The sequence below is a fragment of the Neoasaia chiangmaiensis genome, assembly GCF_002005465.1.
Taxonomy (GTDB): domain Bacteria; phylum Pseudomonadota; class Alphaproteobacteria; order Acetobacterales; family Acetobacteraceae; genus Neoasaia; species Neoasaia chiangmaiensis.
The window spans coordinates 533,065-559,110 of the sequence record NZ_CP014691.1 but is presented as its reverse complement, the minus strand read 5'-3'; the positions used below and the strand labels follow the sequence as shown (position 1 = coordinate 559,110).

The 26,046-nt window shown below is 60.4% G+C and carries 28 protein-coding genes and 1 tRNA gene; 7 read left to right on the top strand and 22 right to left on the bottom strand.

Annotated elements, in window-relative coordinates; all coding sequences use genetic code 11:
- Positions 1-30 precede the first annotated feature (30 nt).
- From A0U93_RS02745 to A0U93_RS02735, 3 genes are read right to left on the bottom strand one after another with little or no spacing between them, the layout of a single operon-like run.
- The gene (locus tag A0U93_RS02745) at positions 31-1,191 is read right to left on the bottom strand and encodes a helix-turn-helix domain-containing protein (RefSeq protein WP_245825046.1); all 1,161 of its coding nucleotides are present in this window, start codon (positions 1,189-1,191) and stop codon (positions 31-33) included.
- 26 nt (positions 1,192-1,217) lie between these two features.
- Complete coding sequence (locus A0U93_RS02740; protein WP_147150918.1) at positions 1,218-2,297, bottom strand: NAD(P)H-dependent flavin oxidoreductase; 1,080 nt, start codon at positions 2,295-2,297, stop codon at positions 1,218-1,220.
- A 7-nt stretch (positions 2,298-2,304) separates the two neighbouring features.
- On the bottom strand, positions 2,305-3,543 hold the full coding sequence (locus A0U93_RS02735) for an aspartate kinase (RefSeq protein WP_077805996.1): 1,239 nt from the start codon (positions 3,541-3,543) through the stop codon (positions 2,305-2,307).
- Between the two features lie 181 nt (positions 3,544-3,724).
- On the opposite strand from A0U93_RS02735, the gene ubiG reads away from it, so the two are divergent.
- The gene (ubiG, locus tag A0U93_RS02730) at positions 3,725-4,459 is read left to right on the top strand and encodes a bifunctional 2-polyprenyl-6-hydroxyphenol methylase/3-demethylubiquinol 3-O-methyltransferase UbiG (protein WP_077808276.1); all 735 of its coding nucleotides are present in this window, start codon (positions 3,725-3,727) and stop codon (positions 4,457-4,459) included.
- A gap of 53 nt (positions 4,460-4,512) precedes the next feature.
- On the opposite strand, the gene A0U93_RS02725 is transcribed toward ubiG, so the two are convergent.
- The 8 genes from A0U93_RS02725 to A0U93_RS02690 all read right to left on the bottom strand — a co-directional run bounded on the left by A0U93_RS02725 (position 4,513) and on the right by A0U93_RS02690 (position 9,211).
- Complete coding sequence (locus tag A0U93_RS02725; protein WP_077805995.1) at positions 4,513-5,763, bottom strand: lactonase family protein; 1,251 nt, start codon at positions 5,761-5,763, stop codon at positions 4,513-4,515.
- A 25-nt stretch (positions 5,764-5,788) separates the two neighbouring features.
- Positions 5,789-6,274 (bottom strand): DUF2147 domain-containing protein, encoded by a 486-nt coding sequence (locus A0U93_RS02720; RefSeq protein ID WP_077805994.1) that lies wholly within the window; start codon positions 6,272-6,274, stop codon positions 5,789-5,791.
- Positions 6,267-6,695 carry a DUF1178 family protein gene (locus A0U93_RS02715; protein ID WP_077805993.1) on the bottom strand — a complete coding sequence of 143 codons (429 nt, stop codon included), beginning with the start codon at positions 6,693-6,695 and terminating at the stop codon, positions 6,267-6,269. The genes A0U93_RS02720 and A0U93_RS02715 overlap by 8 nt, the downstream gene beginning before the upstream one ends.
- Complete coding sequence (gene grxC / locus A0U93_RS02710) at positions 6,692-6,952, bottom strand: glutaredoxin 3 (protein WP_077805992.1); 261 nt, start codon at positions 6,950-6,952, stop codon at positions 6,692-6,694. The genes A0U93_RS02715 and grxC overlap by 4 nt, the downstream gene beginning before the upstream one ends.
- Complete coding sequence (locus A0U93_RS02705) at positions 6,949-7,713, bottom strand: ComF family protein (RefSeq protein ID WP_077805991.1); 765 nt, start codon at positions 7,711-7,713, stop codon at positions 6,949-6,951. The genes grxC and A0U93_RS02705 overlap by 4 nt, the downstream gene beginning before the upstream one ends.
- A 7-nt stretch (positions 7,714-7,720) precedes the next feature.
- A complete protein-coding gene (locus A0U93_RS02700; RefSeq protein ID WP_077805990.1) occupies positions 7,721-7,906 on the bottom strand; it encodes a DUF3553 domain-containing protein in 186 nt (61 codons plus the stop codon).
- 115 nt (positions 7,907-8,021) lie between these two features.
- Complete coding sequence (gene galU / locus A0U93_RS02695; protein ID WP_077805989.1) at positions 8,022-8,891, bottom strand: UTP--glucose-1-phosphate uridylyltransferase GalU; 870 nt, start codon at positions 8,889-8,891, stop codon at positions 8,022-8,024.
- Between the two features lie 234 nt (positions 8,892-9,125).
- Positions 9,126-9,211, bottom strand: a tRNA-Leu gene (locus A0U93_RS02690).
- A 94-nt stretch (positions 9,212-9,305) separates the two neighbouring features.
- Here A0U93_RS02690 and lipB point away from each other — a divergent pair.
- The gene (gene lipB, locus A0U93_RS02685; protein WP_077805988.1) at positions 9,306-9,980 is read left to right on the top strand and encodes a lipoyl(octanoyl) transferase LipB; all 675 of its coding nucleotides are present in this window, start codon (positions 9,306-9,308) and stop codon (positions 9,978-9,980) included.
- Between the two features lie 28 nt (positions 9,981-10,008).
- Here the strand turns inward: lipB and A0U93_RS02680 are convergent, their stop codons facing one another.
- Complete coding sequence (locus A0U93_RS02680; RefSeq protein WP_245825044.1) at positions 10,009-10,581, bottom strand: LolA family protein; 573 nt, start codon at positions 10,579-10,581, stop codon at positions 10,009-10,011.
- A gap of 2 nt (positions 10,582-10,583) precedes the next feature.
- Positions 10,584-10,865 carry a BolA family protein gene (locus A0U93_RS02675; protein WP_077805987.1) on the bottom strand — a complete coding sequence of 94 codons (282 nt, stop codon included), beginning with the start codon at positions 10,863-10,865 and terminating at the stop codon, positions 10,584-10,586.
- A gap of 51 nt (positions 10,866-10,916) precedes the next feature.
- Between A0U93_RS02675 and A0U93_RS02670 the strand changes: the two genes are divergently transcribed.
- From A0U93_RS02670 to A0U93_RS02660, 3 genes are all read left to right on the top strand, one after another.
- Positions 10,917-11,540, top strand: coding sequence for a J domain-containing protein (locus A0U93_RS02670; protein WP_077805986.1), 624 nt, complete (start codon positions 10,917-10,919; stop codon positions 11,538-11,540).
- A gap of 84 nt (positions 11,541-11,624) precedes the next feature.
- Positions 11,625-12,644 carry a cobaltochelatase subunit CobS gene (gene cobS / locus A0U93_RS02665; protein WP_077805985.1) on the top strand — a complete coding sequence of 340 codons (1,020 nt, stop codon included), beginning with the start codon at positions 11,625-11,627 and terminating at the stop codon, positions 12,642-12,644.
- Positions 12,645-12,657: 13 nt separating this feature from the next.
- Positions 12,658-14,502 (top strand): cobaltochelatase CobT-related protein, encoded by a 1,845-nt coding sequence (locus A0U93_RS02660; RefSeq protein WP_077805984.1) that lies wholly within the window; start codon positions 12,658-12,660, stop codon positions 14,500-14,502.
- A gap of 30 nt (positions 14,503-14,532) precedes the next feature.
- Here A0U93_RS02660 and A0U93_RS02655 read toward each other — a convergent pair whose 3' ends face one another.
- Genes A0U93_RS02655 through A0U93_RS02645 form a run of 3 tightly spaced genes read right to left on the bottom strand, consistent with a single transcriptional unit; the run spans position 14,533 to position 18,109 of the window.
- Positions 14,533-15,936 (bottom strand): MFS transporter, encoded by a 1,404-nt coding sequence (locus tag A0U93_RS02655; protein WP_077805983.1) that lies wholly within the window; start codon positions 15,934-15,936, stop codon positions 14,533-14,535.
- Complete coding sequence (locus tag A0U93_RS02650; RefSeq protein WP_077805982.1) at positions 15,937-16,677, bottom strand: dienelactone hydrolase family protein; 741 nt, start codon at positions 16,675-16,677, stop codon at positions 15,937-15,939.
- Positions 16,678-16,690: 13 nt separating this feature from the next.
- Complete coding sequence (locus tag A0U93_RS02645; RefSeq protein WP_077805981.1) at positions 16,691-18,109, bottom strand: sugar porter family MFS transporter; 1,419 nt, start codon at positions 18,107-18,109, stop codon at positions 16,691-16,693.
- A gap of 206 nt (positions 18,110-18,315) precedes the next feature.
- Here A0U93_RS02645 and A0U93_RS02640 point away from each other — a divergent pair, with 206 nt between their 5' ends.
- A complete protein-coding gene (locus A0U93_RS02640) occupies positions 18,316-19,659 on the top strand; it encodes a GntT/GntP/DsdX family permease (protein ID WP_077805980.1) in 1,344 nt (447 codons plus the stop codon).
- Between the two features lie 18 nt (positions 19,660-19,677).
- Here the strand turns inward: A0U93_RS02640 and A0U93_RS02635 are convergent, their stop codons facing one another.
- The 4 genes from A0U93_RS02635 to A0U93_RS02620 are packed head-to-tail and all read right to left on the bottom strand — an operon-like array spanning position 19,678 to position 23,861.
- Positions 19,678-20,292: a cysteine hydrolase gene (locus A0U93_RS02635; RefSeq protein WP_077805979.1), complete on the bottom strand. Its 615-nt coding sequence runs from the start codon at positions 20,290-20,292 to the stop codon at positions 19,678-19,680.
- Positions 20,289-21,674, bottom strand: a complete 1,386-nt coding sequence (gene der, locus A0U93_RS02630) for a ribosome biogenesis GTPase Der (protein ID WP_077805978.1) — start codon at positions 21,672-21,674, stop codon at positions 20,289-20,291. The genes A0U93_RS02635 and der overlap by 4 nt, the downstream gene beginning before the upstream one ends.
- The gene (locus A0U93_RS02625) at positions 21,667-23,058 is read right to left on the bottom strand and encodes a PQQ-binding-like beta-propeller repeat protein (RefSeq protein WP_077805977.1); all 1,392 of its coding nucleotides are present in this window, start codon (positions 23,056-23,058) and stop codon (positions 21,667-21,669) included. Before A0U93_RS02625 ends, der begins: the two co-directional genes overlap by 8 nt.
- A complete protein-coding gene (locus tag A0U93_RS02620; RefSeq protein WP_245825042.1) occupies positions 23,058-23,861 on the bottom strand; it encodes a hypothetical protein in 804 nt (267 codons plus the stop codon). The genes A0U93_RS02625 and A0U93_RS02620 overlap by 1 nt, the downstream gene beginning before the upstream one ends.
- 64 nt (positions 23,862-23,925) lie before the next feature.
- Between A0U93_RS02620 and A0U93_RS02615 the strand changes: the two genes are divergently transcribed.
- Entirely contained in the window at positions 23,926-24,225 is a 300-nt protein-coding gene (locus A0U93_RS02615; protein WP_077805976.1) for a hypothetical protein, read from the top strand.
- Positions 24,226-24,284: 59 nt separating this feature from the next.
- Here A0U93_RS02615 and A0U93_RS02610 read toward each other — a convergent pair whose 3' ends face one another.
- On the bottom strand, positions 24,285-24,668 hold the full coding sequence (locus tag A0U93_RS02610; protein WP_147150916.1) for a hypothetical protein: 384 nt from the start codon (positions 24,666-24,668) through the stop codon (positions 24,285-24,287).
- Positions 24,669-24,723: 55 nt separating this feature from the next.
- Complete coding sequence (locus A0U93_RS02605) at positions 24,724-26,043, bottom strand: dihydroorotase (RefSeq protein WP_077805974.1); 1,320 nt, start codon at positions 26,041-26,043, stop codon at positions 24,724-24,726.
- Between the last annotated feature and the right edge of the window lie 3 nt (positions 26,044-26,046).

Genomic DNA, 26,046 nt, shown 5'->3' with positions numbered 1-26,046 from the left:
CCGTGCTTTCGGCGGTTTTCGCACCGACGTCTAGCGCGGTTGCGACGATTGATCCAGTTGTCGAGCGTTCAAACGATCGCTTTCGTCGTCAGACGGCTTCCGGGGAGCTGTCTGATCGGTCGTGACTGTCGGTCGTTTGGCGGGAGCTGGCGTGGAGGCCGACACGATCGAGCCGTCTCGCACGCTTTCCGGCGAAACGACAAGATTTTTTCGAACCGCACCGGGGCGTCCCAGCGGCGGTGTCGTTACATTTCCGGCTGTAAGGGTAAGGCCGCCCGCATTTCCGAGTGTCATGCGGTAGGGAGCATGCGCGGCATCGCCCTTCCAGGATTCACCGGCTTTCAGGACCCGGTTCAGAACGATATTGCCGGATTGGTCCCGCACCTGCACCCATGCATCGGCGGAGGCATTCAGTGTCATGCCGTCGTCGTTCGACGGTTCCGGCACAGCATTCGGGACCGGCGTCGATTGCGGCGCGGTTTCAGGAGGCTGCGTGGGCGACGCCGCCGATGGCATTGGTGCCGGGTCTGGCTCGGGGGCTGGCGGCATTGGTGGGGTCACCACCTGCTGGGGCGCTACGGCGGGCGTCACGGCTGGTTTAGGTGTGCCGTTACCAGTTTCGGAGGCCGGGACCTTTGAAACGGGGATGGCAGGCTGAACTGGGGGCGCATTACCACGATCGGGCATGACCGCAGCGATTTGAGGCGACGTCGTACCCTTGGTCGTGACGCCCGGCATCAACTCCGTTGCGGGAGGAACATGCTCGATCGGTTTGAACTGCGTTCCGCTGAAATGATAATATCCGACGTAGGTGGCAACGATCACCGCCAGCCCTGCCCCGACCCAGAGACCGACGGGAACGCCGCGTTCGGACACAGGTTGAGGGAAAGTCAGTTCCGGCTTGCGTTCGAGCGCGCCATGCGCCTCACGCTTGAAGCGTCTTGCGGTATCCTCGCCATCAAGTCCCAATGCCTGGGCATAGGTCCTGATGAAACCGACAGCATAGGCGGTGCCTGGGAGAGCATCGGTTTGCCCGGCTTCCAGTGCGGTCAGATGCGTTTCCCGGATGCGGAGCCAGTTGGCAACATCAGGAAGCGACCAGCCCAGTTCCTCACGCCGCGCGCGCAGTTCCGCGCCAATCGCCGAGTGGTGATCTGCAGACGCGCCCGCACCTTCCTTACGGTTTGGCAAGCGATTCGGGCGAGCGTCGACCGGACTCATTTTACCAGAGCACTTTCAGGATGCGTATTGTGAAGTCTTTCATCGCGACGCAAAAGCGCGTCGACGGCCTGTTCGATCAGATCGACGATAATGTCCTTCACGGGGCGTACGGCCTTCACCATGCCGACCGACTGGCCCGCCATCACCGAGCCTTCCTCGATATCGCCATCGATAACAGCACGTCGCAGCGCGCCTGCCCAGAAATGCTCGATGGCGAGTTGCGCATCCTCGCGGGAGAGTTCGTCATTCTGGAAGCGACGCAGGGTCTCGGCCTGATGCTGAAGGAAACGCCGGCTGCCGTTGTTGCTCAGGCCCCGTACCGGAATAACGGGAAAGCGTTCGTCAAGTTGAACCGACGTGACGGCATCGCGCGCATTCGCGCGCAGGAACGCCGCCTTGAAATGTGCGTGCGCGATACTCTCCTCGGACGCCGCGAACATCGTGCCCAACTGGGCACCGGCCGCACCCTGTTCCAGATAGCCTAGAATCGCATCCCCACGACCGAGGCCACCGGCAACGAACACCGGTACGTTGCGCAAATGCGGCAGGATTTCCTGCGCGAGGACAGTCAGGGAAACCGGGCCGACATGCCCGCCGGCCTCCGAACCTTCGATGACCAGCGCTTCCACGCCGAGCTTCACCAGCCGTTTGCCGAGCGCCAATGCCGGCGTAAATCCGATCACGCGCGCGCCACCGTCACGAATCCGGCGGATCGTCGCCCCGGACGGAACGCCGCCGGCGAGCACGATGTGCCCGACGTTATGCGCCAGACAGACGGCGACCAGATCGTTGAGTTGCGGATGCATCGTGATCAGATTGACGCCGAACGGCCTGTCCGTCAGCGCCTGGGTGCCGACGATTTCCTCCGCCAGACGTTCCGGTGTCATCGCACCGCAGGCGATGACGCCGAAGCCGCCGGCGTTCGAGATCGCCGCGACAAGGTGGCGTTCGCTGACCCAGGACATCGCGCCACCGAGGATGGCAACCTCGCTGCCCAGGAAGTCGCATCCGGGCTGCCACAGATCCTGGAGGGCCCGGCGCGCCGCGATCCGGCGGGAAGTATCGTTGAGCACCATGTCCATATCAGTTCGCATCCAGTCCATATGCCGTATGCAACGCACGCATTGCCAGTTCCGTGTATTCGGCGTCGATCAGCACGGAAATCTTGATCTCGCTGGTGGAAATCACCTGCATGTTAATGCCGCGATCGGCCAATGTCTGGAACATGGTGCTGGCCATTCCCGCATGCGAGCGCATTCCGATACCGACGACGCTGATCTTGACCACATCGTGCGCCGTCTGGATTTCCCCATAGGAAATATCGTCACGACATCCTTCGAGAACGTCCAGCGCGCCCGCCTGATCGGCCTTCCCGACCGTGAACGTCAGGTTGGTCATACCATCCGCGCCGGTGCTCTGCACGATCATGTCGACGTTGATGCGTGCCTTGGCCAGCGGCGTGAAGATGGCCGCGGCAATGCCAGGACGGTCCGGAATGCGGCGAACCGATATCTTCGCTTCGTCGTGCGAATATGCGATGCCGGTCACCAGTTCCTTTTCCATGATCTCTTCCTCGTCAACGACCAGCGAGCCGGCTTCGTCCGTTTCCGGCGCGAAGCTCGAAAGCACACGCACCCTTACTTTTTCACGCATGGCCAGACCGACACTGCGTGTCTGGAGCACCTTCGCTCCGACGGACGCCAGTTCGAGCATTTCCTCGAACGTGATGCGGTCGAGCTTGCGCGCCTTTTTCACGATCCTCGGATCGGTCGTATAGATTCCGTCCACATCGGTATAGATATCGCAGCGTTCCGCCCGGATGGCCGCAGCCACCGCAACGGCGGAGGTGTCCGACCCGCCACGTCCCAGCGTGGCGATTCGCTCGTCCGGTCCCAGACCCTGAAAGCCGGCGATGACCGGCACGATGCCATCCGCCATGCAGGCAAGAAGCGCCGCACCGTCCACCGTATCGATCCGGGCCTTGCCGTGTGCGCCGTCCGTCCGAAAGGGAATCTGCCATCCCTGCCATGAACGCGCCGGAATACCGATCGCCTGAAGGGCGATCGCTGTCAGCCCACTGGTGACCTGCTCGCCACTGGCGACCACCGCATCGTATTCGCGCGGATCGCACGATGCATCGAGACTGTGGCAATAGCCGACCATCCGGTTGGTGACCCCTGCCATGGCGGAAACAACGACGGCCACCTGATGCCCCTTGTCGCGCTCATGCTTCACGCGCTCGGCCACAATCCGGATCCGATCCAGATCGGCAACGGATGTGCCCCCAAATTTCATGACGATCCGGACGGGGGGCATAGACATCGTGCACTCGGCTCCGATACGAGACGAACAAGGCAGCCCGCATCAGCAAATTAAGGTTCTCACCTTAGTCTGACACAAAGGTGCGTGGAAGGTCGGCTGAAATACATATTTCGACGCGCGGCGTCCAGTGGTCCATGACGGAACCCCGGTTTTGCATGGCGTTCAAGGGGGTTTTTTCCATATGTCACAAGCCACCACGAGTTCGGTCTCCGCTCGCGAGATTGAACAGTTCAGCCGGCTGGCCGAGAACTGGTGGGATCCAAAGGGGCCTATGCGGCCCCTGCACGAAATGAATCCACTGCGAACGGAATGGGTCGATACGCGGATCGCTCCGCTTCATGCCGCCCGCGGCGGGACATTGAAGCTGCTTGATATCGGCTGCGGCGCTGGCCTGGCGAGTGAGGCATTTGCACGCATGGGACATGATGTTTTGGGTATCGATGCATCGGGCGAGGCGATTGCGGCGGCGCAGGTACATCGTGCAGCACATCCCCTGGCGCCTGGCGCTGGCCATCTGGATTACCGACAGGGTAGCGCCGAGGATCTGCTGGAACGGTCGGAACGCTTCGATGTCGTGACGGCGCTGGAGGTAATCGAACATGTTACCGATCCGCAGCAATTCCTCCATCTTCTGGCCGACCTCGTCAAACCCGGCGGCATGGTTGCCGTATCGACCCTCAACAAGACGTTTCGCTCGTTTGCCTTTGCCAAGTTGGGTGCGGAATATATCGCGCGATTGCTTCCGGTCGGCACGCACGATTGGAAGAAATTCGTCTCACCCGCAGATCTGTCGCGCATGGGACGTCACGCCGGCCTGCGCATGACGGACATCGCAGGAATGGGTTTCGCGCCTGGAAAATGGCGTGCGACGCGCGACACCAGCATTAACTACATTGCTATTTTTACGCGGGATTGAGAACGCGGTCACGTTCTCGGCTGTGAAAGGACGGTCCGGGAACGTGTGGCCTGTCAGACTTCTGTGTTCATGAAAGCGAACGTCGTCGGGCTGCCGACAGCCGTGAAGTTCTCCGTGAACGACAGTCTGCCATTGGCTTTATCGACTTTGAAGGATGTCACGGCATCGCTGCGCTGATTGGCACAGAACAGATATTCGCCGGAGGGGTCGAACATCATCGCGCGGCCATAATCGGCATGCATCCAGACCTCGTCTTCCAGCGTCAGCGTGCCGTCATCAGCGATTTTGAAGACGGCCAGCGAATCGCCGAGGCGGTTCGACGCATAGACGAATTTTCCGCTGGCCGAGATAAGGATTTCGGCAGCCAGCGTGCTGCCCCGGAAATGCGAGGTGACCGTGCTGACGCTTTGCAGATTGGTGATCGAGCCGACGCTGGGATTGAACGTCGACACAATAACCTTCGAGTCCTGTTCGCACAGATTGTAAAGGATTTTACCCGTGCGATCGAATTCGAAGTGCCGGGGAGCAGAACCCGGCAGCATATCGTAGTAAGGTTTTTTCGCGGGCTTGAGTGTGCCAGTGGTGAGGTCCAGCGTCCAGACATAGACGCGGTCGAGTCCGGCATCGTCAGCAAGGACGAAGCGTCCGCTTGGATCGCTATGGATCATGTGCGGATGCGAACCGGAATGATCGGAGACGGCGAAATTGCCCTCCGGGTTGTCCGACGCGCGCTCGGGTTGCCGAGGGCCGGTGTTGTGTATGACGTCCGTCGCCTCGCCCAGCGATCCATCGGAACGGATTGGCAGAACCGCCACGCATCCACCCATGTAATTGGCGACAAGCACATATCGGCCGGAATGATGGATGCTGAGATGCGCCGGAACTGCGCCGCCGGAACTGACGACGTTGAGCTTCTTCAACGAGCCTGTCGAGCGATCGACTGCGAAGGCGGTAACGGAGCCGTCACCATCCTTGTTGAAATCGCTGATTTCGCTCAGGGCGTAGAGAAACCGATGGTCTTTCGACAGCGTAATGAAAGACGGGCTGGCGATATCGGTGAAGGTTGTGATCGGCGTGAGCGAACCGTTCTCGCGCGACATCTCGAACACCGCGATCCCCTCGCCATTGCCGGCACCACCGGGTGGACCATGTTTCGTGTAGCCGCCCACGAAGCATATTGTGCGAGAGGTTGGCTTCGCCGACTGCGGCGCTGAGGAGGCGGAGGACTGGGCGTAGGCATGTCCCATGCCTGTCAGGCTTAACGCGCCTAGTGTAAAATGCCGGCGAGATAGTTTCCTGTTCATGTTTTTCTTTCTTGTCCTGCCGCCGTCATGGAAGTTTGCAATCGGCCCCGATCGCGCCTCGATAGCGTGTCCAGGTCTGGGTTTCGCCGAACAGGGAAATCCCGAGAACGAACCCGCGAAGCTTTAGAACGTCGGGGATGGGTGACCAGATCTTGGCATCATAGACATGGCCGCTTTCCGGATCCAGGATGTGACCGGTCCAGCGCTGATCCTCGCCCGGCTTGAACCCGGTCAGCATCAGAAGGCCGCATTGGGGATGACCCCATACGTCTTTCGGTGGATCGCCTTCGTATTTCATGCCGATCAGACGCCCGCAAAGCGTGTCGCCGCAATGTCCGATACGAAACACACCATCATGTTCCTGAGACAGCCACAGGCCGTCTTCAGCCAGAGGGGGTGACGAGGCCGTTTGAGAGAATGCGGGAGCGGCAATACACAGTGCTACGCAGGAGGACACTAGAAAAGCCAGTTGCCGGATTTTCCGCAAGCTCCGCCATATTGCCTTATCCATCCGCTCGCTCCACCCATGGCACGGCAGCGTATTCGACCCCTTCGTCGTCGAGCCGGATACGATCCTCAGGCGTCATCGTGCCGTATATGCCGCGACTGGGCAATGTTTTCCCGTCCTCCGCCATCTGTTGGCGGTTTAATGCCGCCTCGGCGAATCCTTCGCCGACATCGTCGTATTGTGCTTCAACTTCCCTCCGAACGCGTTGGAGCACTGCCCGAACACGATCGGGTATGACATCGCCCGCGGGTTCGCGGCGACCGCTTGCAACCGCGGGAGCCATCAATGCCTTGCGGACCTCGTCATCCCCGCAATCAGGGCACGATATTTGTCTTGCCTGCTGCTGGACATCGAATGTCTCGGCATTCCGAAACCAGCCTTCGAATTCATGTCCGTGTGCGCAGAGCAGCTTGAACCGGATCATGCGCTCGTCAGAAGGGCATCCAGATTGCCGGCGCGTTCCATGGCAAGCAGTTCACTACAGCCGCCAATAGAACGGCCGTTGATAAATATCTGCGGAGCGGTGGTCCGACCGCCGGAACGCCTGATGGCTTCCGTTCTTTCAGCGGTTCCATGAGGCGCATTGATTTCCGAAAACGAAAGTTTCTTGCTTTTCAGAAGTTCGACAGCGCGAACACAGTAAGGACAATATGGCTGTGTGAAGATTTCAATGTCGCTCATAGCGCCTTTCCGTCATTCTTATTCGCTGGAAGGGCCTGAGCCGTGCGCGCCGCAACCAGCACGTCGACACGTTCGGCCCCGCAAGCATGAAGGAGCCGTGTGCAGGCCCCAACCGTGGAACCAGTCGTCAATACATCGTCGCAGATTACGATTTTCTTACCTTGGATGATAGACCGATATCGTCTGCTGACGATGAAGGCATCGTGAACGACGGCGGCTCGCTGTCGTGCTGTCAGCCTGGCCAGGGCTTTCGTTGGGATGGTTCGCTCAATGACGTCAGGCATGTAGGATGGGGTACCCGGCTTTTCGGAAATCTTTTTCGCAATCAGTGCAGCCTGATTGTATCGTCGTTTGAGCAGGCGCCAGCGATGAAGCGGAACAGGTATGATCCAATCTGCATCGCGAAGCATTTCCGCTCCGGCGCGTTGCATGACCTGCGCAATGAAAAGGGCATTCTCCGTTCGATCCGCGTATTTCAGCGGAAGGATCAATCGACGAGACCAGTCATCGTATACATAGGCGGCCTGCGCGTGGCGCCATGGTGGTGGATTATTACGACAATCGACGCAGCTGGATAGCGGTCCCGCGAAGGCCATTGCAGGCAGTGGAACCGCACATCGATTACAGCTTGGCGACTGGATGGGGCGAAGATGAGTAAAGCAGGCACTACAGACGAAACCCGATGAGGTGGTTTCCGCGCCGCAGCAGGCACAATGTGGCGGCGCAAAAAAATTGGTGATCGCTTCAACCGTCGACCGCATGCGTAATCTACTTCGGGACGATCTGTAACGCGATTTGGGAAGCGTCGATCAGAACCTTGCCGGCATTCTCAAATGAAACCGTCACGCGAGAGCCGATGGCGGATTGCACCTGTCCGCAGCCCCATTCCGGATGAAACGGATGGGTCACGAATTGTCCCGGCTCAAGAAAGGATTGAAAGCGAGAATCTGCCATAAAGCCTATTCCCGAATGGGGTTGGAACCTGAAGCAAATAGGCGCCGGGCAAGAACTACAGGGAGCCATGCGGAAAACGAGCGGCCCCCTGTTGCCTTGTCGAGAAAGCCTTGAATTACACGTATTTCTTCAGGAACTCCTTCACGGATGCCCCCAGGTCAGGGCGATCGATCGAGAAAGCGATCTGCGCTTCCAGGAAACCAGCCTTGTCGCCGCAATCGTAGCGCTGTCCTTCGTAGCGCAGACCATGAAACGGCACATGGCCGATCATCTTCGCCATCGCGTCTGTCAGCTGGACTTCGCCACCAGCGCCACGCTCCAGTTTCGAGAGATGGGTCATGACGTCAGGCGTCAGAACATAGCGTCCGATGATTGACAGGTTGGACGGTGCGTCCTTCGGATCGGGCTTCTCGACCAGCCCCTTGACCTCGACCAGCCTGCCGTCATCGGCCCCGATATCGAGGATGCCATAACGGTTCGTATGCTCCTGCGGCACTTCAGTCACGGCAACGACGTTACCGCCCGTCTGATTATAGGCATCGACAAGTTGGGCAACGCATCCGCGCTTGCTCTTGACGATATCGTCCGGCAGCAGGATGGCGAACGGATCATTGCCGATGAAGGAACGTGCACACCAGATCGCATGTCCCAGGCCCAAAGGCTCCTGCTGACGAACGGCAACGAGGGAGCCTGCCTGAATGCCACTTGGCGACAGGGCTTCCAGAGCTGCCGTCTTGCCGCGTTCGCGCAGGGTCGTTTCGAGTTCGAACGCGATATCGAAATAGTCGATCAGACTATCCTTGCCGCGGCCGGTGATAAGGCAGAATTCCTCGATGCCGGCTTCCCTTGCCTCATCAATGGCATACTGGATCAGTGGACGATCCACGACCGGGAGCATCTCTTTCGGCATGGCTTTTGTGGCCGGAAGGAAACGGGTGCCAAGCCCGGCAACGGGCAGCACGGCTTTCTTCAATGGCTTTATCACGTGTCTATCACCTTAACCCTGGAGTGCATCGACTCATCGGTCGATATGGTTCCGTATCCGCAACACCATAACGAACGCAGAAAGCGTTGTCGCGTTGCAATAACAGGTCAACTGCCAACCCGTTATTTGAAACCGTTTATTACACAGGGAATCTGGCGGGAGGAAGGCATCGGCATCAATGCCCGTCCAAAATGCAAATGCCGCATATTTTCAATGGCAAATCAGATTGTCATTTGGTGCGGTCGAGAAGACTCGAACTTCCACAGGGTTTCCCCCACAAGCACCTCAAGCTTGCGCGTCTACCATTCCGCCACGACCGCACCGTGACAAGCGGATCGTTTTTGGCGATACCGCTGGGATGGATGGGCCTATAGCCGATGCATGAGCGACGAGCAATCACCAGCAAGCAGTTTTATGACGAAAATTATTCTAAGGCGCAGTTATGGACACGTGCCCTACCCCAGGGCCCTTTCCTTCATGGCCGCACAGGCAGAGGCCATCCGCCAGTCACATGCGCCGGAAATGCTCTGGTTTCTGGAGCACCCGCCACTCTTCACAGCCGGCACGTCCGCTCGATCGGAGGACCTGACCAATCCGCATGGCTTCGATACTTTTGAAGCCGGTCGTGGCGGGCAATGGACCTATCACGGCCCGGGACAGCGCATTGTCTACGTCATGCTGGACCTGACCAGACCGCATGGCGATGTGCCCGCGCGCGATCTGCGCGCGTTCGTGCAGGCGCTTGAGCGTTGGATCATTCGAGCCCTGGCGCTCCTGGGTGTACATGCCGAGACTCGCGAAGGGCGCATCGGCGTCTGGGTGCAGGACCCCGTGACGGGATGCGAAGCGAAGATCGCGGCACTCGGCATTCGCGTCAGCCGATGGGTCTCGTGGCATGGGGTTTCGATCAATCTCGATCCTGTCCTGACGGATTTCGACGGGATCGTCCCATGCGGTATTCGCGACTATGGCGTGACAAGCCTTGCCCGTTTCAAACCGGATATATCCATGCCCGATCTGGATCATGCCTTGCTTGAGGCGTGGCAGGATGTTTTCGCCAGCGTGCCGCAGGAGGAAGGCGGGGGATAAAACGTCTGGCGCGAAATATCGGTATGCGTCAGCGACTGGTCGTATCGAAGAGATGCAGCACGACATGATGCTGTCGTGCATCGATCGCGTCGAAACCAATCAGATTCAGATGATCGCCGATATCCGAGAACTGAAGCGTCAACTCGCCCTGGGATGGATTGTTGGCCTGTGCGGCGGAAAGCTGGAGGGCGTTGTTGCCCCGCCGAACGGACGTCACCACAATGCCGTTGTCGAAACTGATCGGCGTGCGCAGCAGTAGCCCAAGCGGGTTGCGCGCCAATGAGAGATGTGTGACAGCGCCGGTCGTATCGTCCGTCAACACGATGTGGCCGTTTGCGGCGACAAGATGCGAGACATGCGGGAATGCGTAGTCCAGTTGCAAACGGCCGGGGGCATAGTCGAACGTGCCGCTGCTCACGGCGTCATCCGGACCCGTCTGCTGGAAGCGGCCGGTAAGTCCCTTGAGATCGCCGAGGGTTTGTTCGACGCGATGCGCCTGAACGCGATCTTCGCTCGATAATGTGCTCAGGCCTTCATGAGCGCATCCCGCCAGGGCAAGCATCGTTCCGAGTAAGGCAGCAAGCCGACCGAACTGCTTCATTTTCAGACCTTGTCGTTCAGCACGAGAGACAGCGCGTGCAGGCCTGAGGAGAATTCCTGAGCCAGCAGATCGTGGACCAGTCTATGGCGCGCAATGCGGCTCATTCCGTTGAAACGGCGGCTGATCACCATGATATTGAAATGCGTCTCTCCACCGCCGCCAAGTTCACGCGTTCCGGCATGATGGGCATGCCTGGCGCTATCATCATGAATTTCCACGACTTCCGGGGCCAAAGCCTCCTTCAGTATCGCTTCTATCCGGCGGGCCCGTTCATTTTCGGCCATCCTCAATTCCCTTCTTGCAAGCGGCGCGTCCGAAAGCACATAAAACCGACCATGCAGCGTAAATCCACTCGACATCGCGCGTTCGATCCGGATCCGGCGGCGCCGGATGCCTGTTGCCAGATGCCCGGTTGCACGGCGCGTGCCGGATACCGTGCGCCCAAAAGCCGCGATACGCTTAACGACTATTTCTGGTTCTGTCTTGAGCATGTCAGGCAATACAACGCCAATTGGGACTATTATAAAGGCATGACGCCAGGGCAGATCGAGGCGCATCTCCGTGCCGATACGTCCTGGCAGCGCCCGTCATGGCGTCTTGGCGCGCGCGGCGGCCAGACCTTCGATGAAGAGGAGGTGCTGGACCCGCTGGACATTCTTGGCGCCGGCCGTCAGCGGCGCGCGCAGGCAGCAAAAAGGCGGCAGGAGCAGGCTGCTGCTTCCGATGTGCCTTTGCCGCTCCGCCAGCCTCTGTCCACGCTGGGTCTCGCATGGCCTGTGTCGCTCGACATCCTCAAGGCTCGCTACAAGGATCTGGCGCGGCAGCACCATCCCGATGCCAACGGCGGCGACCGCGCGGCCGAGGAACGTTTCAAGGCCGTCAACGCCGCCTACTCGGTCGTTCGCGAGCATATCCATCGGGTCGAGACGACCAGCGTCGCACAGGCACGTGCCGGTTAAACCGGCCTCGCCTCTGGCGGTTCGGGCAAGCTGAGCCTATCTTGATCCAACGCCCTTGCCAGAGAATGGAAAAATGGAACAACCATGAGCGATTTCGCAACTGTTGACGCCCCTGAAACCGTCGTGACAAACGAGCACCAGAGCGTTCCCACAAGCGTGCTTGGGGCGCCGGATCTCACGGTTTCCGCTCGGGACGTCTTTGCGATCGATTGCGATATGCAGGTTCCGGCGTTCAGCGTCCGCACGGAGCATGTGCCGGATGTCGATCCGACCTATCAGTTCGATCGGGACACGACGCGGGCGATTCTGGCGGGTTTTGCGTATAACAGGCGCGTCATGGTGCAGGGGTTCCATGGCACGGGTAAGTCCTCCCATATCGAGCAGATCGCCGCGCGACTGAACTGGCCGTGTATTCGCATCAACCTCGACAGTCATATTTCGCGCATCGATCTTATCGGCAAGGACGCCATCGTCCTGCGCGACGGCAAACAGGTGACGGAGTTCAAGGAAGGTCTGCTTCCCTGGTGCCTCCAGCATCCCTGTGCGCTCGTCTTTGACGAATATGATGCGGGCCGGCCGGATGTCATGTTCGTCATCCAGCGCGTTCTTGAAGCCGAAGGTCATCTCACGCTTCTCGATCAGAACCGAGTCATTCGGCCCAATCCGGCGTTCCGCCTGTTCGCCACGGCCAATACGGTCGGGCTCGGCGATACGACGGGGCTTTATCACGGCACACAGCAGATCAATCAGGGGCAGATGGATCGCTGGAATATCGTGGCGTCTCTCAATTACCTGCCGGTGGATCAGGAGGTCGCCATCGTACGCGCGAAACTGGGCGGCGACGCGCATGATAAAACCCTTCAGCGGCGCCTCGAGAGCATGGTCGCGCTGGCCAATCTGACACGTGCCGGTTTCATGAGTGGCGATCTGTCGACGTTAATGTCGCCACGGGCGGTCATCGCCTGGGCGGAAAATGAGCGTATATTCGGGGATCTGGCGTTGGCATTCCGTCTGACGTTCCTCAATAAGTGTGATGAAGCCGAGCGCGCGATTGTTGCGGAGTACTATCAGCGCTGCTTCGACAAAAATCCGCTGACGGCCTGATCGGGCGGCTGTCATGGCTGGCACATCGAAAAAGAACAGTGACGACCTCGAGCGGAATGAGAATTTTCGCCGCGTAACGGCGGCGACACTTCGTGCGGTCGGCGGACGACCCGAGACCGAGGTTGCGTTCGCGAACAATGCATCCGCACGAGACGCGCAGCGGACAGCGGAGGTCCGCCTGCCCTATCTGTCGCGCGCCATGCCGCCGGCGGAAGTTGCACGCATACGCGGCGCGGCGGATGCCGCGGCCCTGAAGATCCGCCATCACGACGCGCAATTGCACGCTGCCAGCATGCCGGGGGAGACGATTGCCCGCGATGTCTATGGCGCCGTCGAACAAGCGCGTTGCGAGGTCTACGGTTCGCGCCATATGGCGGGCATGCAGGCCAATCTCGATCGCAAGGTGGCGCAGGACTGCATCGACGCCGGATGTGGCAAGATGCTCAATCAACAGGATATGGGCGCGCCGCTCGCGCTGAGCCTGCTGGCACGTGAAGCCATGTCCGGAACCCCGGCACCGCGACAGGCGGGACCCGCCCTGCAGGCATGGCGTGACGCGCTTACGCCTGACGCGCGCTCCGCGCTTGCTGAAATGGCACGACATCAGGACGACCAGCGCGCATTCGCCAATGCGTGCAGTCATCTTCTGCGCGCCTGCGCATTGACGGAGACGCAGCAGGAGGATGAGGACAGTTCCGAACAGGGCGAGGATACCGACGACAAGGCGGAGCAGGATCAGGCCACGCAGAACGACGATGCGCCGCCTGAAGATGAATCGCAGGACGACGAAAACTCCGGATATCAGGCCGATCCCGCCGGGCCGCCCGACGCAACCGAAAGCGACGAGCGGGCCGACGAACAGGAGGGTGGCGCCGAAGAAGCAGCCGGCGATTCGCGGCGGGAGCCCGAAGCCGACGATGATGACGCGCTGGTCGGCTACAAGGCCTTCACGACGGCCTTCGACGAGGAAGCGACGGCCGATGATCTGTGCGACCCGGATGAGTTGATCCGTCTTCGGCAGCAACTGGATCAACAACTGGTCAATATGCAGGGAGTTGTATCCCGGCTTGCGCATCGCCTGCAGCGACGCCTGATGGCACAGCAGCAGCGTGCCTGGGCATTCGATCAGGAAGAAGGCATCCTGGACGCGAGTCGGCTGGCACGTGTCATCGTCAATCCCATGCTTTCGCTGACATACAAGCATGAGCGTGAGGCCGAGTTCCGGGACACGGTCGTGACGTTGCTGATCGACAATTCGGGATCGATGCGTGGGCGCCCCATTACCGTTGCGGCGATGTGCGGGGATATCCTTGCCCGCACCCTGGAGCGTTGTGGCGTCAAGGTCGAGGTGCTCGGCTTCACGACACGCGCCTGGAAAGGCGGCATGAGCCGGGAGCGTTGGGTTGCATCCGGTCGGTCGCCTGAGCCCGGCCGCCTGAACGACCTGCGGCATATCGTCTACAAGGATGCGGATAGCCCATGGCGGCGTGCGCGGAACAACCTGGGACTGATGCTGCGGGAAGGTCTTCTTAAGGAGAATATCGACGGCGAGGCCCTGCTTTGGGCATGGCGCCGCTTACGCCGTCGTCCGGAACATCGACGTATATTGATGGTGATATCGGACGGTGCGCCGGTCGATGACAGTACATTCTCCGTCAATCCCAGTTCCTATCTGGAGGATCACCTCCGGCATGTGATCGGCCGGATTGAAGGATCGGCTGATACTGAACTTGTTGCCATTGGTATCGGGCATGATGTCACGCGTTACTATCGCAGCAGTGTCACACTGACCAATGCTGAAGAACTGGGGGGTACGATGATGCAGAAGCTAACGGAGCTTTTCTCGACGCGGTCTTGACGATGTGGGGGTCATCGTCGGGCATCCATTCTATGTCTTCTTCGTCGAAGACATAAGGAAACGGCGACTGACACTCAATGTCGCGCCGCCTGCCGCCGTGCACGCCGCACAGAGCAGACAGAGCGACGAGGCATGCCGGGCGAACACGAAGACAGCGGCAACGAGGAGTGCGCCCATTGTCTGGCCGCCCAGGCGCGCCACCGAGACCAGCCCGCTTGCACCACCCTCCCGACCGCGTGGGGCGGCGATCATCATGGCCCTGTTGTTGGGTGGCTGAAACATGCCGAAGCCGGCCCCCGCCCAGCCGGTTCGCCAGATGATGTCGAAATTGGTTGCGGTCTCCGGCAGTAACCAGAGCATCAGGAATCCCGATGACGTGATCGCCAGACCGATGCTTGAAAGAACGGCTGCGGGAAAACGATCCGCGGCCTTGCCGATCAGATACGACATGACAGCGACACCGACGGCCCATGGCGTAATGAGGAAACCAGTCACGGTCGGCGGTCGGTGGAATATGGTCTCCAGCGTGAACGGCATCGCAATGATGAAGAAATTCGAAGCGATGAAACCCGTCGTCCCAACAAGAAAGGCGATGGCGAAACTGCCTGTCCGCAGAAGGTCTATCGGGACGATCGGATCGGGCCGGCGATGCTGCCATCGCAATAATGCGCCCCAGCACACGATGCCGATCAATACGACCGCGACGCCAAGCGTGCTGCCGCCATGCACCAGATCATCAACACCCACAACAGTCGTGCTGAAGGCCAATACCGTCAGCACGATGCCGACGCGGTCTATCGACCTTTCCGATCGTGGCGTGACCGGAAGTGCGAGGCTGGCAAGAAGCAGAGCCGCCAGACCGAGCGGCAGATTGATCCAGAATATCCATGGCCAGTCGGCAAAGGACAGAACAATCGATCCGACAGTCGGGCCAAGCGCCACGCCGGTGCCGATGACAAGGCCGTTGAGCGCAATGCCGCGCCCGAGCTCCGCATGTGGATAGATGAATCGAACGAGAGCGATGTTCACGCTCATGATGCATGCCCCTCCCGCGCCCTGAAGCGCACGGGCCAGCGCCAGTTCGAGCAGGGAATGCGAAACCGCGCAGCATACGGATGCAACAAGGAACAATGCGATACCCAGGCGGCACATGCGCGCAAAGCCGATACGCGCGCCGATCGACGCAAGGGGAAGCAACATCGACAGGGATGCCAATTGATAGGCATTGATGACCCAGATCGACTGGGACGACGACGCATGAATATCGTGTGCGATACTCGGCAGCGCTACGTTGGCGACAGCGTAATCAAGAACCGATAGCAGAACGGACAACGCCACCGCGAGCATTGCGCGGGTGCGGGCCGTTCCATGAAGGCCCTGCAGGTCGTGGCCCGAAAGGGTCGCAGATCCTCCGCCCGATGCGACAGCGGACATTTACCGTAGCGCGCGCTGGAAAAGAGCGTTTGTCCAGTTCATGGCCTGCAGGAACAATGCGGCATCGAAGCGTGGCGCGCCGTCGCGCAGGAACGCATGTTGACCGTCGACTTCATGCCATTCGAGCGCGGTGCCCGCCTGCTCCAGAGCATCCCGGATGCGGCGTCGACCCTCATAGGGGACATGCGGATCGGATCGGCCCCAGACCATCATGATCTCGCCCCTGATGTCCGCCGCACGAGCAAGGGAATCGTCCGACTTTCCGGCTCCAAGCGATGCGGAATGAATATCGGTTGCGTAAAAGCACGCCGCCGCCTTGATCCCGGAATGCAAGGCGGCGCGATAAGCGAGATGACCGCCAAGACAGACGCCGAAAGCGCCGACCTGACCGTTGCAGGCATTGTGCTTCAGTAGCCAGTCGTAAAGTGCGGCCGTGTCGCTGTCGAATGCAGCGACCGGTTTGGTGTATTTGAGTTCGTTGCCGCGGTCGGTGCCCGGCTTGTCGTAGGCAAGGACCCGGCCGGCTGGCTCATATTCGTGATACACTTCGGGAATCGCGACGAGATACCCCTGCCCGGCGATCATGGCGGCAAGACGCTCGATGGGCGCCGTGACCTGATAGATCTCGGAATACAGGATCACGGCAGGAAATCGTCCCTCCCGCGCAGGCCGCGCGATATAAACGCGCATTGTCCCGGTTGGCGTATCGATATCGGCAGTTTCATCGGTGCGAATGAGCATGTCGTTTGTTTTCCTAACGGCCAATGTCGCGCAGGCGCTTGCCCGAAAGGAGATTCGTTTCGATGGTCTCGAGCGAGACACCCTTCGTTTCTGGCACGAACGCAAGCGTTACGATGATGAAGGCTCCATTCAGCACCGCAAATAAAATGAACGTGCCTGCACTGCCGACTGCGGCCATAAGACTGAGGAACGTGTTGCTGACGAGGCAATTAGCCGCCCAGTTCGTGACCGTCGAACAGCCGATACCGAAATCCCTTCCCCGTGTCGGCTGAACTTCGGAGCACAGGGTCCATACTAGAGGTCCCTCACCGATCGCAAAGCCGGCAACGAACAGCAGGACACAGCCGACGAGCGCCAGCTGTGCACCGAAGCTCTGTGCGCCGCTCCAGAGAATCAGGCCGATTCCACCCATGCTTGCGGCTGCGATGACGCAGCTCAGAATGAGAAGCGGTCGGCGTCCCCACTTATCGACGAACACAATCGCGATGGCGGTAAGCGTCATGTTCGTCAGGCCCACCAGGGTCGTTGCCCATACGGCGGCGGAGGTGCCGAAATGCGCAGCCTCGAAGACGCGCGGCGCATAATACATCAGCACGTTGATGCCCGTGAGCTGTTGCATGACCTGCAATATCATGCCGAGAAACACCGACCGGCGAAAGTTCCCGTTCCGCCAGAACAGGGTGGATCCCCTGCCCTTGTCGGTTCCCTGCTGCAGGCGCGCCTCGATGTCGGACAGTTCGGCTGCGGCGACTTCCTCATCGGAGCGTAAAAGGTTCAATACGCGCCGGGCCTGCGTTTTCCTGTTCTGGATCATCAGCCAGCGCGGTGAATGCGGTAGATAGAGAACGCTCAGCAGGAACAGGGTCGCGGGCACGGCCATGATGCCCAGCATCCAGCGCCAGTGACCGCCACCGGACAGGAGGCTGTCAGAAAGGAAGGCGAGGAAGATGCCGAGCGATACCATGAGTTGATAGAAGGAAATCATGGCGCCACGCGCCGATTCTACCGTGATTTCCGAAATGTAAAGCGGTGCTGCAAACGCCGCGATGCCAACGGCCAGCCCCAGGAACACGCGTCCGACGATGAGGATGGCGGGCGCTGGCGCGAAGGCACAGGCGAACGTGCCGAGCAGGAAAAGGATTGCCGCGCCCATCATCGCGCCAGTCCTGCCGAAGCGGGCGGAGATGTTGCCAGCCAGCAGGGAGCCGAATGTCGCGCCTGCCATCATGGACGACACGATCCACTCCTGCGTGCGCGAGGAAAGATGAAAATCCGTGGCAATGAACGGAAGCGCACCGGATACGACGCCCGTATCCAGGCCGAACATCAGTCCAGCCAATGCCGCGACAATACCGAGCAGCGTCGCGCGTGTCGTGCTTCGAGCATGATGCGTCGTCTGTTCGTCCGAACGAATCGATGCAACTCCAACCATAAATCAACTGTGTCCTGTAAATGTCTTGTCGCAACGGAAGCCGCCTTCATCCCTGTTATGGCGACAAAAGCCGCTCGTTGCCACGGCGATCTGTTTCCGAAGCATCAGTCTTCAGACTGCGCGCATTCTTTTGTGATCCGGGGCCGGACCATTTTACCGGGTGACGTGATTGACAGGGGGAGTTTGGCACGTCGAGATGCCAATCCATGACTACAACGCTCGCCATCGGCCTCGCCGTCACGGCGATCATCGCGATTATCGTGCTGATCGCCTATTTTCGCCTGAACCCGTTCATCGTTCTGTTCACGGTCTCGCTCGCCCTTGCGCTGGCTGCCGGCATGCCGGCCGATCACGTGGTCGCATCTTTCGAAGCCGGGGCCGGGCACGTGTTGGGCCACGTCGGTACTGTTATCGCGCTTGGCACGATGCTGGGGAAAATGCTCGCCGAATCTGGCGGTGCCGACCGAATCGCCCTGACGATCTCGCAAGCGGCCGGTCGCGAACGCGTCGACTGGGCCATGATGATCATCGGACTGCTTGTCGGCCTTCCCGTCTTCTTCGAGGTCGGGTTTGTCCTGCTTATTCCGCTGGCTTTCGTGTTGGCGGCCCGAACGGATACGCCGCTGCTGCGCGTTGCATTGCCAATGGGCGCGGCACTTTCCGTGACCCATGCCATGGTGCCTCCGCATCCGGCGACGCTCCTGGCGCTTTCCGCTTACCATGCCAATACGGGCCGCACGATTTTCTGGGGCGTGATAATCGGAACACCGATCGCCATTATTGCAGGGCCGCTTTATGGCCGTTTCATTGCACCGCGTATCCATATTACCGAAGCAAATCCGTTGGCGGAGCAGTTTATCAGCCGTGAGGTGCCGAAGAACCTGCCCGGGTTCGGCATCACCGTCTTCACGATCCTTTCGCCCGTCATGTTGATGCTCATCGGATCGGTGGCCGACCATGTGACGGCTGTTCACAGCGCACCCAATCGTCTTCTTCATTTCGTCGGGAATACCGATATCGCGCTGGTTCTGGCGACGGTCCTGTCCTTCTATGTCCTGGGCATCGCACGTGGCTTTTCGCGTGAAACGATTCTGCGTTTCACGAACGAATGCCTTGGCCCGACCGCGCTGATCATGCTGCTCGTCGGCGCTGGCGGCGGTTTCGGTCGTGAACTGGTGGATAGCGGCGTGTCGAAAGCCATCACGGACGCGGCGCTTGGCGCGCACGTGCCACTTCTCATTCTTGCATGGCTGTTGGCGGTTATCGTTCGCGTCGCATGCGGGTCGGCTACTGTGGCAATGAGCACGGCATCCGGCATCGCCGGGCCGATCCTCGCGCATTCGAGCGGTGTCTCGCCGGAACTGATGGTGCTGGTGACGGGCGCGGGTTCGGTGGCCTTCGGCCCGATGAACGATGCCGGGTTCTGGCAGCTCAAGGAGTATCTCGGCCTGACCGTTCCGCAGACACTCAAGACTTGGTCCGTCGTTGAGACACTGATTGCGTTCTTCGGACTGTTCTTCTGCCTGATTGCCTCAATCTTCATTCATTGAGGCAATCAGGACCGGCGGCTACTTCGCCAGTTCGGTGAAAAACGCTCCATGCGTCATGGGGCGAGAGAACATCGGATAGGTATAGTTGATGGCTGCGTCATGCTGCGCTTCGCTCAGTGTGGCGACGCAGTCCGTCAGCGTGACGACGTCATAACCGTGCTCGTAAGCCGTTCGCATGGTCGATTCGACGCAGCAGTCCGTCAGGAAGCCGCCGAGGGCGATGCGACGGATGCCGTTATGACGGAGGAGGAAATCGAGATTCGTGCTGGCGAAAGCACATAATCCTCGTTTTCCCGAAACGATCAGATCAGCGCTGTCCGGCGCAAACTGGTCCGCGATGGCAGCGCCCCATCCACCCTTGATGAAGGCATTCGCTGCCTTGACATTGGCAAGAACACCGTAAGGCGCATTGCCCAATTCCGGGTATCCGGGTTCGAACTCGATCGGCGCCCAGACAATCTGCACGCCCGCGGATCGAGCCAGTGCGATGGCACTGCTCGTATGCGACAACATGTCCGTACGCGCGATTTCATCGCGCACGGCATCATGCATCGCCCCACCTGACGAGATGAAGTCGTTCTGATACTCGATCAGCACGAGTGCGGTCTCGGCCGCTGAGACGGCTTGCGTCATGATTTGTTGTCCACGAACGGATTGCGCGTGCCGCGTGTCTGCAAACGGATCGGGGTGCCGGGTAGATGGAATGTCTCCCGCAAGCCATTCACCAGATAGCGCCGATAGGCGTCCGGCAACATTTCGGCGCGTGTGCCAAAGAGGATGAATGTCGGCGGACGGGACTTGGCCTGCGTCATGTAACGAAGCTTGAGGCGCTTGCCGTCAACGAGCGGCGGCGCATGGCGTTCGAGCGCTTCCTCAAACCACCGGTTCAGTTCGCCGGTCGTAACGCGGCTGTTCCAGACCTCATAGGCCTTTCTTACCGTTGGTAACAGCTTGTTGACGCCGGCGCCGGTCAATGCGGAAAATGCCACGACCGGTATGCCGCGCATCTGCGCCAAGGAGTTCTCGATACGATATGAGATCGCGTTGCGTGTTGCCGTTCGATCCTCGACCGCGTCCCATTTGTTCAGCGCCAGCACGCAGGCCCGCCCTTCCCGTTCGACGAGACGTGCGATCTGCAAATCCTGTTCATGGACGCCCAGAGTGGCATCCAGTGTCAGAACGACCACTTCCGCCATCTTCAGCGCTTCGATCGATGCCGAAACCGACATCTTTTCCAGACTTTCCTCGATGCGGGCCTTTCGGCGCAGTCCTGCCGTATCCACCAACTGGATCGGTCCGTGTTCATCCTGCAGAAGAACGGAGATCGAATCGCGTGTAAGACCAGGTTCCGGCCCTGTGATCATCCGCTCCTCGCCAAGCAGGCGGTTGAGCAATGTGGATTTCCCGGCATTGGGCCGACCAACGATCGCCAGACGCAACGGCCCGGCAGGCCGCTCCTCTTCTTCATCGTCGCCCCGCGCACGTCGCCGCCCGGGACCTTCCGGCAACCTGTCTGCGATCTCCCCCATGAGATGGGCAATGCCCTCGCCATGTTCTGCGGACAGCGCCAAGGGTGAACCGAGACCCAGCGAGTAGGCTTCAAGCGCCTCAGCGGTGGCGACAGCACCTTCTGCCTTGTTGGCGACCAGAAGGACCGGCTTGTTCTGTTTCCGAAGCCATGCCGCGAAATGCGCATCCGCCGGCGTCACGCCGGCACGTGCATCGATACAGAAAAGCACAAGGTCGGCGATCGACACGGCCGATTCCGACGACGCGCGCATACGTCCGAACAGCGTGTCCGGCGCGGCTTCCTCGAGGCCTGCAGTATCGATCAGGCGAACGCGCTTGCCGCGTAGCAGCGCCTCGCCTTCCTTGCGATCGCGCGTGACACCCGGCGTATCGGAGACGATCGCCTGCCGTCGGCCGACCAGCCGATTGAACAATGTCGATTTGCCGACATTCGGTCGTCCGGCAATGACAACGACCGGTAAATCATTTTGCATGTTTTCAGCCATAAGCGCTCAGCCGCCCGTCGCTCGACAGAACGAGTACGTGGCTGTCGCAGATAATTGGGGATACGAGGCTTGGCTGCTTCGTCGGCACCACGCCCTCGTCCTTCCCGGTGATCGCATCGATGACTTGCATGCCGACTTCAGGCAGCGACGAGACGCAGACCAGCTTCCCGCCTGCCAGGACCGGACCCATCCAGACCACCGCATCGCGCTGCTTGGCGATACGTCGGAAACGGCGCAGGGGTTTGATCCAGCGCACATGCCCGGACAGGCGGTCAAGACACGCCAATTCCTGGTCGGCGGAGATGACGAACAGCCAGTCTCCACAGATGACCGGCCCGTTCTGACCGCTGACCTCACGTTCCCAGAGGCGGCGTCCGGAACGCATGTCGATGGCCACGAGTACCTGCGACATGCTGATCGCATAGGCCGTGCCGCCTTGTATGGCGGGTGCGCCGCGAACGCAGGAGAGATCGAGCATCGCGCCGCGACCGTTCGCGCCGCCGAGACTGTCGCTCCACACCATCTCGCCTGTCGCGGCACGCAACGCAACCAGATCGCCACTGCCGAAGCCGGCAAGGACCACGCCGTCCACGACTGCGGGCGCAGGCTGGCCGAATATGACCGTATCCGCTTCGGTGGCCGTATAGGTCCAGAGCTGATTGCCGGTCGCCGCGTCCACGGCGAAGAGGCGTTCATCGATCGTGCCGAAGAAGACGCGTCCGTCGACCACGGTGGGTGCCGAGCGGCCCGGGGTGCCGCAGTCGATGCGCCATTTGACGTTACCGGTCGAGGCATCGAGCGCCAATGTCTGCGCAACGCCGTCCACGACGTAGAGGACGCCACCGTCAATCGCCAGGCCACCGCCGATATCGCTCGACTTCATGGTCTTGGGCCTTGGCACGAAACTCCATAGCTGCCGCATGTCCGGCCATGTCCATGCCCGGACGGTGCCGACCGCATCACGGGTGAAGATTCGCCCATCCGCAATGACCGGCGGAGACTGGATGGCGCCGCGACCGTTTGAGCCGAGCGCGACATAGGACAGAAAGCTCGGTTCCGACATGCCTGCGCCGATGGAACGGTTCCAGACAAGCTTCGGCCCGCCCCAGGGCGTATCGGTCGCAATATGGCTCGGCACACGCTCGGCTTGCGGCCATGCCGAGACAGCCTCCGCGGGAGGCAGGACGATCGGTGTATGATCCTCTGTATCGACCGTCAGGCCAGCGCCTGTTGACAGAACGTCGATGCGCTTGCCGGCCAGGCGGGGCTTTTCCTCGTCCTTGAATGCGCCGCATGCGGTCAGCGCCGTGCTGGCGGCCAGGGAAGAGCCGAGAAACAGGCGCCGGGTCAGTGGAGAGGACGATTGAATCGGTTTCAGGCGCATCAGCCGGCTCCGCCATAGGTCTGAAGAAGGGCATTGGCACGCTGGCGCGCGCCATCGGGTGCGTCCGCGGCTGTCGATAGGTGTGTCAGCAGGCGTCGTGCTTCTGCTTGCTGTGCCGCGTTCGCATCAGCCCGAAGATCGAGCGCGATCAAACCCTCCTGCGCCAATGCGCGCCACGGGCCGGCACTGCTGGCAAGGTCCGCATATCCTGCGCGCAAGGTTGCCGGATCGGCGGTCTCCATGGAGGCGTTCAGCCCTAACAGCCGCGCCAGCGCCCTTAGATCAGGGTCGGCATCAGCATCGTGTGCGATGGCCGACCACGCATGCTGTGCACCCGCTGCGTCATGATCGGCAAGGCGCAGTGCGGCGAGCCTCAACCCCGCATAATCCCGAATATCCGAGGATGCGTGGACTGCCAGATCCGCGAAGACTGTCTCGGCATCGCGTTGCGCCGTTGTCAGCCCCTTGCTGCTCCCACCCGGTCCTGCGGCTTCCAGACGATGAACGGCTTCGAAATAGCGACTGGATGCAGCGGCTTCCACCTGAAGCCGGTCGTGAACGCGCCATTGCCAGATTCCAATGCCCGCGCCGACGACCACGGCCAAGCCGATGGCGGTCGCGGCATAACGGCGCGCCATGGCGCGCATTTGTTGCGCGCGCAGTTCCGATTGCGCCTGACTGAAGATATCGTCCGCCACTCTTTTCCTCTCGCGTGAAAGCCCGGCGTGACCATACAGATGCTCGCGATGCGCGGCAAACGGGCATCGTTCGACGGCGGCAGAAGATGATCGATCCTGATCCATCGGCTAACTGCACGTTAACTCTACGATGGCATGCTCCGCATGATCTTGAGGAGTGCCATCGCGGATGCGCTTTCGTTTTTTCTCTACCCTGCTCCTGATGAGCTTCGGCCTGTCGTCCTGTGGTCCGGACTACATTGCCTCGACCCTGACAGGCCGCGATTGCAATACAGCATACTTGTATGACGGCGATGATTTCTGCGCCGCGCCGAAAGGGCCACCGCCGCCACAGCCTTATTGCACCACTGGTTTTGAAGGTACGGATTGCTGGGCGCGACCGGACCTGATGCCCAATGTGGCGCGTCAGACGGCAGAGGGACCGACCGGACTGACGCCGTTGCAGAATCGTAAACGTATGAACGAATAGAGGGTGGATCGGTAGTTATCGCGAGGAGGCAAAGTGTTATCCGCCTGCGCGAGGATGCTTCAGTGATGGCTGAGCTTATGGCTCGCGGCCGTCAGCGACGCGCTAAGTTTTGCGAAGTTCGCGGCAATACGCTGCTGTACCGCCACACTCGTGGCATGCACCTTCGCAATCCGTGCCCGTGCATCCTCACTGATCGCCGTCTCCTCCTTGGATGCCTGCGCACTGACGCAGGCATTATAGGCACGCGCTGCTTTCTCGTAGGCGCTGAAGCGGTCCACGCTGGCATTGTAATGCGCCGCGTCGCCGCCCGTGATGACAGGCGCATCCGGTTCCTGGCCGCAACGGGCAGTCGGATCGGCATATGCTCTTGCTGAAAGAGGGGCGGCTGCCAGGACGAGGGCAAGTGCCACGCCGCGCGTGAAGCTGAACGGGGATTTGGCCATGTTACTCATGTTGATTGCGAAGGATGTTGTGCAAGGTTCTGAACATGCCTGCAATTTACGGCGCAAATCGGGCCAGACGGCCCACGGGGTGCGAGATAATTTCATCGTCGCGCATCACAACATGTCCCCGCACCACGGTCGCCATCGGCCAGCCGGTAACGGTCTGGCCATCGAACGGCGTCCAGCCGACCGGGCTCGCGATCCATTCATTACGGATTTCGCGTCGTGCCTGCATGTCGACGATTGTAAAATCCGCATCGAAACCCACCGCGAGGCGGCCTTTCGACATCAGGCCGTAAATTCTGGCCGGCCCGGCCGCCATGAGATCGACCAGTCGCGACAGCGACAGCCGCCCTTGTGTCACGTGATCCAGCATGATCGGCAGAATTGTTTGCACACCTGTCAGCCCTGCCGGGCAGGTGGGCCAGGGTTTTGCCTTGGCGGCCAGGGCGTGCGGCGCATGATCGGATGAGACGACATCGACGCGTCCATCCCGGACAGCTTGCCAGCTCGCTTCATAATGACGGCGATCACGAAGCGGCGGATTCATGACAGCCAGGGCGCCCAGCTTTTCGTAACACTCCGGCGCCACCTGCGAGAGATGGTTGACCAGCACCTCTACCGACGCGATGTCACGGTGGTTTGCCAGATAGTCGAGTTCTTCGGCTGTCGAGACGTGCAGGATGTGTGCGGGACGGTTCGTGCGATGTGCCAGATCGACGATTCGACGCGTGCCCAGGAACGCGCATTCCACATCACGCCATTCCATATGCTTCTCATGGGCTTGTCCGATCTCGAACAATGCGCGACGCGCCTGAAGGCGATATTCGTCCTCCGAATGGAAAGCGATGCGCCGATGCCCGCTCCTCATGACGGCCTCAATGCCTGCGTCATCTTCGATCATCAGGTCGCCGGTGGACGAGCCTGCAAACAGCTTGATTCCGCATATGCCCGGCAGACGTTCGAGCGTTGCGAGTTCCGGCGTATTGGCGCGCGTGGCGCCGACGTAGAGTGCGATGTCCACCAGACTTGTCGTTTCGGCGTGAGCAGACTTGTCGCGGATTGCAGCAGCGCTGGTCGTCGAGGGCGTGGTGTTCGGCATGTCGAACACAGTCGTAATGCCCCCAAGTGCCGCGCCGCGTGAACCCGTGGCGATGGACTCGATGGATGGATCGCCGGGATCGCGGAAGTGGACATGGCTGTCGATCATTCCGGGAAGGACATGGAGGTGTCGCGCATCGATCTCCCGGTCCGCCGTATCGGTGATCGCGGCACGCAGGCTGGCGATTCTGCCGTCCTTGACGCCGAGATCGGTCTCGGTTGCACCCCAGGGCAGCATGCAGGTGCCATGGCGGATAATCAGATCGAAATGCACGTG

Coding starts and splice junctions, on each gene's coding strand:
- A0U93_RS02675 (WP_077805987.1), bottom strand. CDS start 10,865: ATGGCCGAAAATGAACGGGCCCGCCGGATAGAAGCGATACTGAAGGAG.
- A0U93_RS02635 (WP_077805979.1), bottom strand. CDS start 20,292: ATGACGCAAGCCGTCTCAGCGGCCGAGACCGCACTCGTGCTGATCGAG.
- A0U93_RS02705 (WP_077805991.1), bottom strand. CDS start 7,713: ATGCGGTCGACGGTTGAAGCGATCACCAATTTTTTTGCGCCGCCACAT.
- A0U93_RS02740 (WP_147150918.1), bottom strand. CDS start 2,297: ATGGTGCTCAACGATACTTCCCGCCGGATCGCGGCGCGCCGGGCCCTC.
- cobS (WP_077805985.1), top strand. CDS start 11,625: ATGAGCGATTTCGCAACTGTTGACGCCCCTGAAACCGTCGTGACAAAC.
- A0U93_RS02610 (WP_147150916.1), bottom strand. CDS start 24,668: ATGGCCAAATCCCCGTTCAGCTTCACGCGCGGCGTGGCACTTGCCCTC.
- A0U93_RS02725 (WP_077805995.1), bottom strand. CDS start 5,763: ATGAACAGGAAACTATCTCGCCGGCATTTTACACTAGGCGCGTTAAGC.
- A0U93_RS02650 (WP_077805982.1), bottom strand. CDS start 16,677: ATGCTCATTCGCACCGATGAAACTGCCGATATCGATACGCCAACCGGG.
- der (WP_077805978.1), bottom strand. CDS start 21,674: ATGGCTGAAAACATGCAAAATGATTTACCGGTCGTTGTCATTGCCGGA.
- A0U93_RS02700 (WP_077805990.1), bottom strand. CDS start 7,906: ATGGCAGATTCTCGCTTTCAATCCTTTCTTGAGCCGGGACAATTCGTG.
- A0U93_RS02735 (WP_077805996.1), bottom strand. CDS start 3,543: ATGTCTATGCCCCCCGTCCGGATCGTCATGAAATTTGGGGGCACATCC.
- ubiG (WP_077808276.1), top strand. CDS start 3,725: ATGTCACAAGCCACCACGAGTTCGGTCTCCGCTCGCGAGATTGAACAG.
- grxC (WP_077805992.1), bottom strand. CDS start 6,952: ATGAGCGACATTGAAATCTTCACACAGCCATATTGTCCTTACTGTGTT.
- A0U93_RS02620 (WP_245825042.1), bottom strand. CDS start 23,861: ATGGATCAGGATCGATCATCTTCTGCCGCCGTCGAACGATGCCCGTTT.
- A0U93_RS02640 (WP_077805980.1), top strand. CDS start 18,316: ATGACTACAACGCTCGCCATCGGCCTCGCCGTCACGGCGATCATCGCG.
- A0U93_RS02715 (WP_077805993.1), bottom strand. CDS start 6,695: ATGATCCGGTTCAAGCTGCTCTGCGCACACGGACATGAATTCGAAGGC.
- lipB (WP_077805988.1), top strand. CDS start 9,306: ATGACGAAAATTATTCTAAGGCGCAGTTATGGACACGTGCCCTACCCC.
- A0U93_RS02670 (WP_077805986.1), top strand. CDS start 10,917: ATGCAGCGTAAATCCACTCGACATCGCGCGTTCGATCCGGATCCGGCG.
- A0U93_RS02680 (WP_245825044.1), bottom strand. CDS start 10,581: ATGAAGCAGTTCGGTCGGCTTGCTGCCTTACTCGGAACGATGCTTGCC.
- A0U93_RS02655 (WP_077805983.1), bottom strand. CDS start 15,936: ATGTCCGCTGTCGCATCGGGCGGAGGATCTGCGACCCTTTCGGGCCAC.
- A0U93_RS02645 (WP_077805981.1), bottom strand. CDS start 18,109: ATGGTTGGAGTTGCATCGATTCGTTCGGACGAACAGACGACGCATCAT.
- A0U93_RS02625 (WP_077805977.1), bottom strand. CDS start 23,058: ATGCGCCTGAAACCGATTCAATCGTCCTCTCCACTGACCCGGCGCCTG.
- A0U93_RS02660 (WP_077805984.1), top strand. CDS start 12,658: ATGGCTGGCACATCGAAAAAGAACAGTGACGACCTCGAGCGGAATGAG.
- A0U93_RS02615 (WP_077805976.1), top strand. CDS start 23,926: ATGCGCTTTCGTTTTTTCTCTACCCTGCTCCTGATGAGCTTCGGCCTG.
- A0U93_RS02720 (WP_077805994.1), bottom strand. CDS start 6,274: ATGGATAAGGCAATATGGCGGAGCTTGCGGAAAATCCGGCAACTGGCT.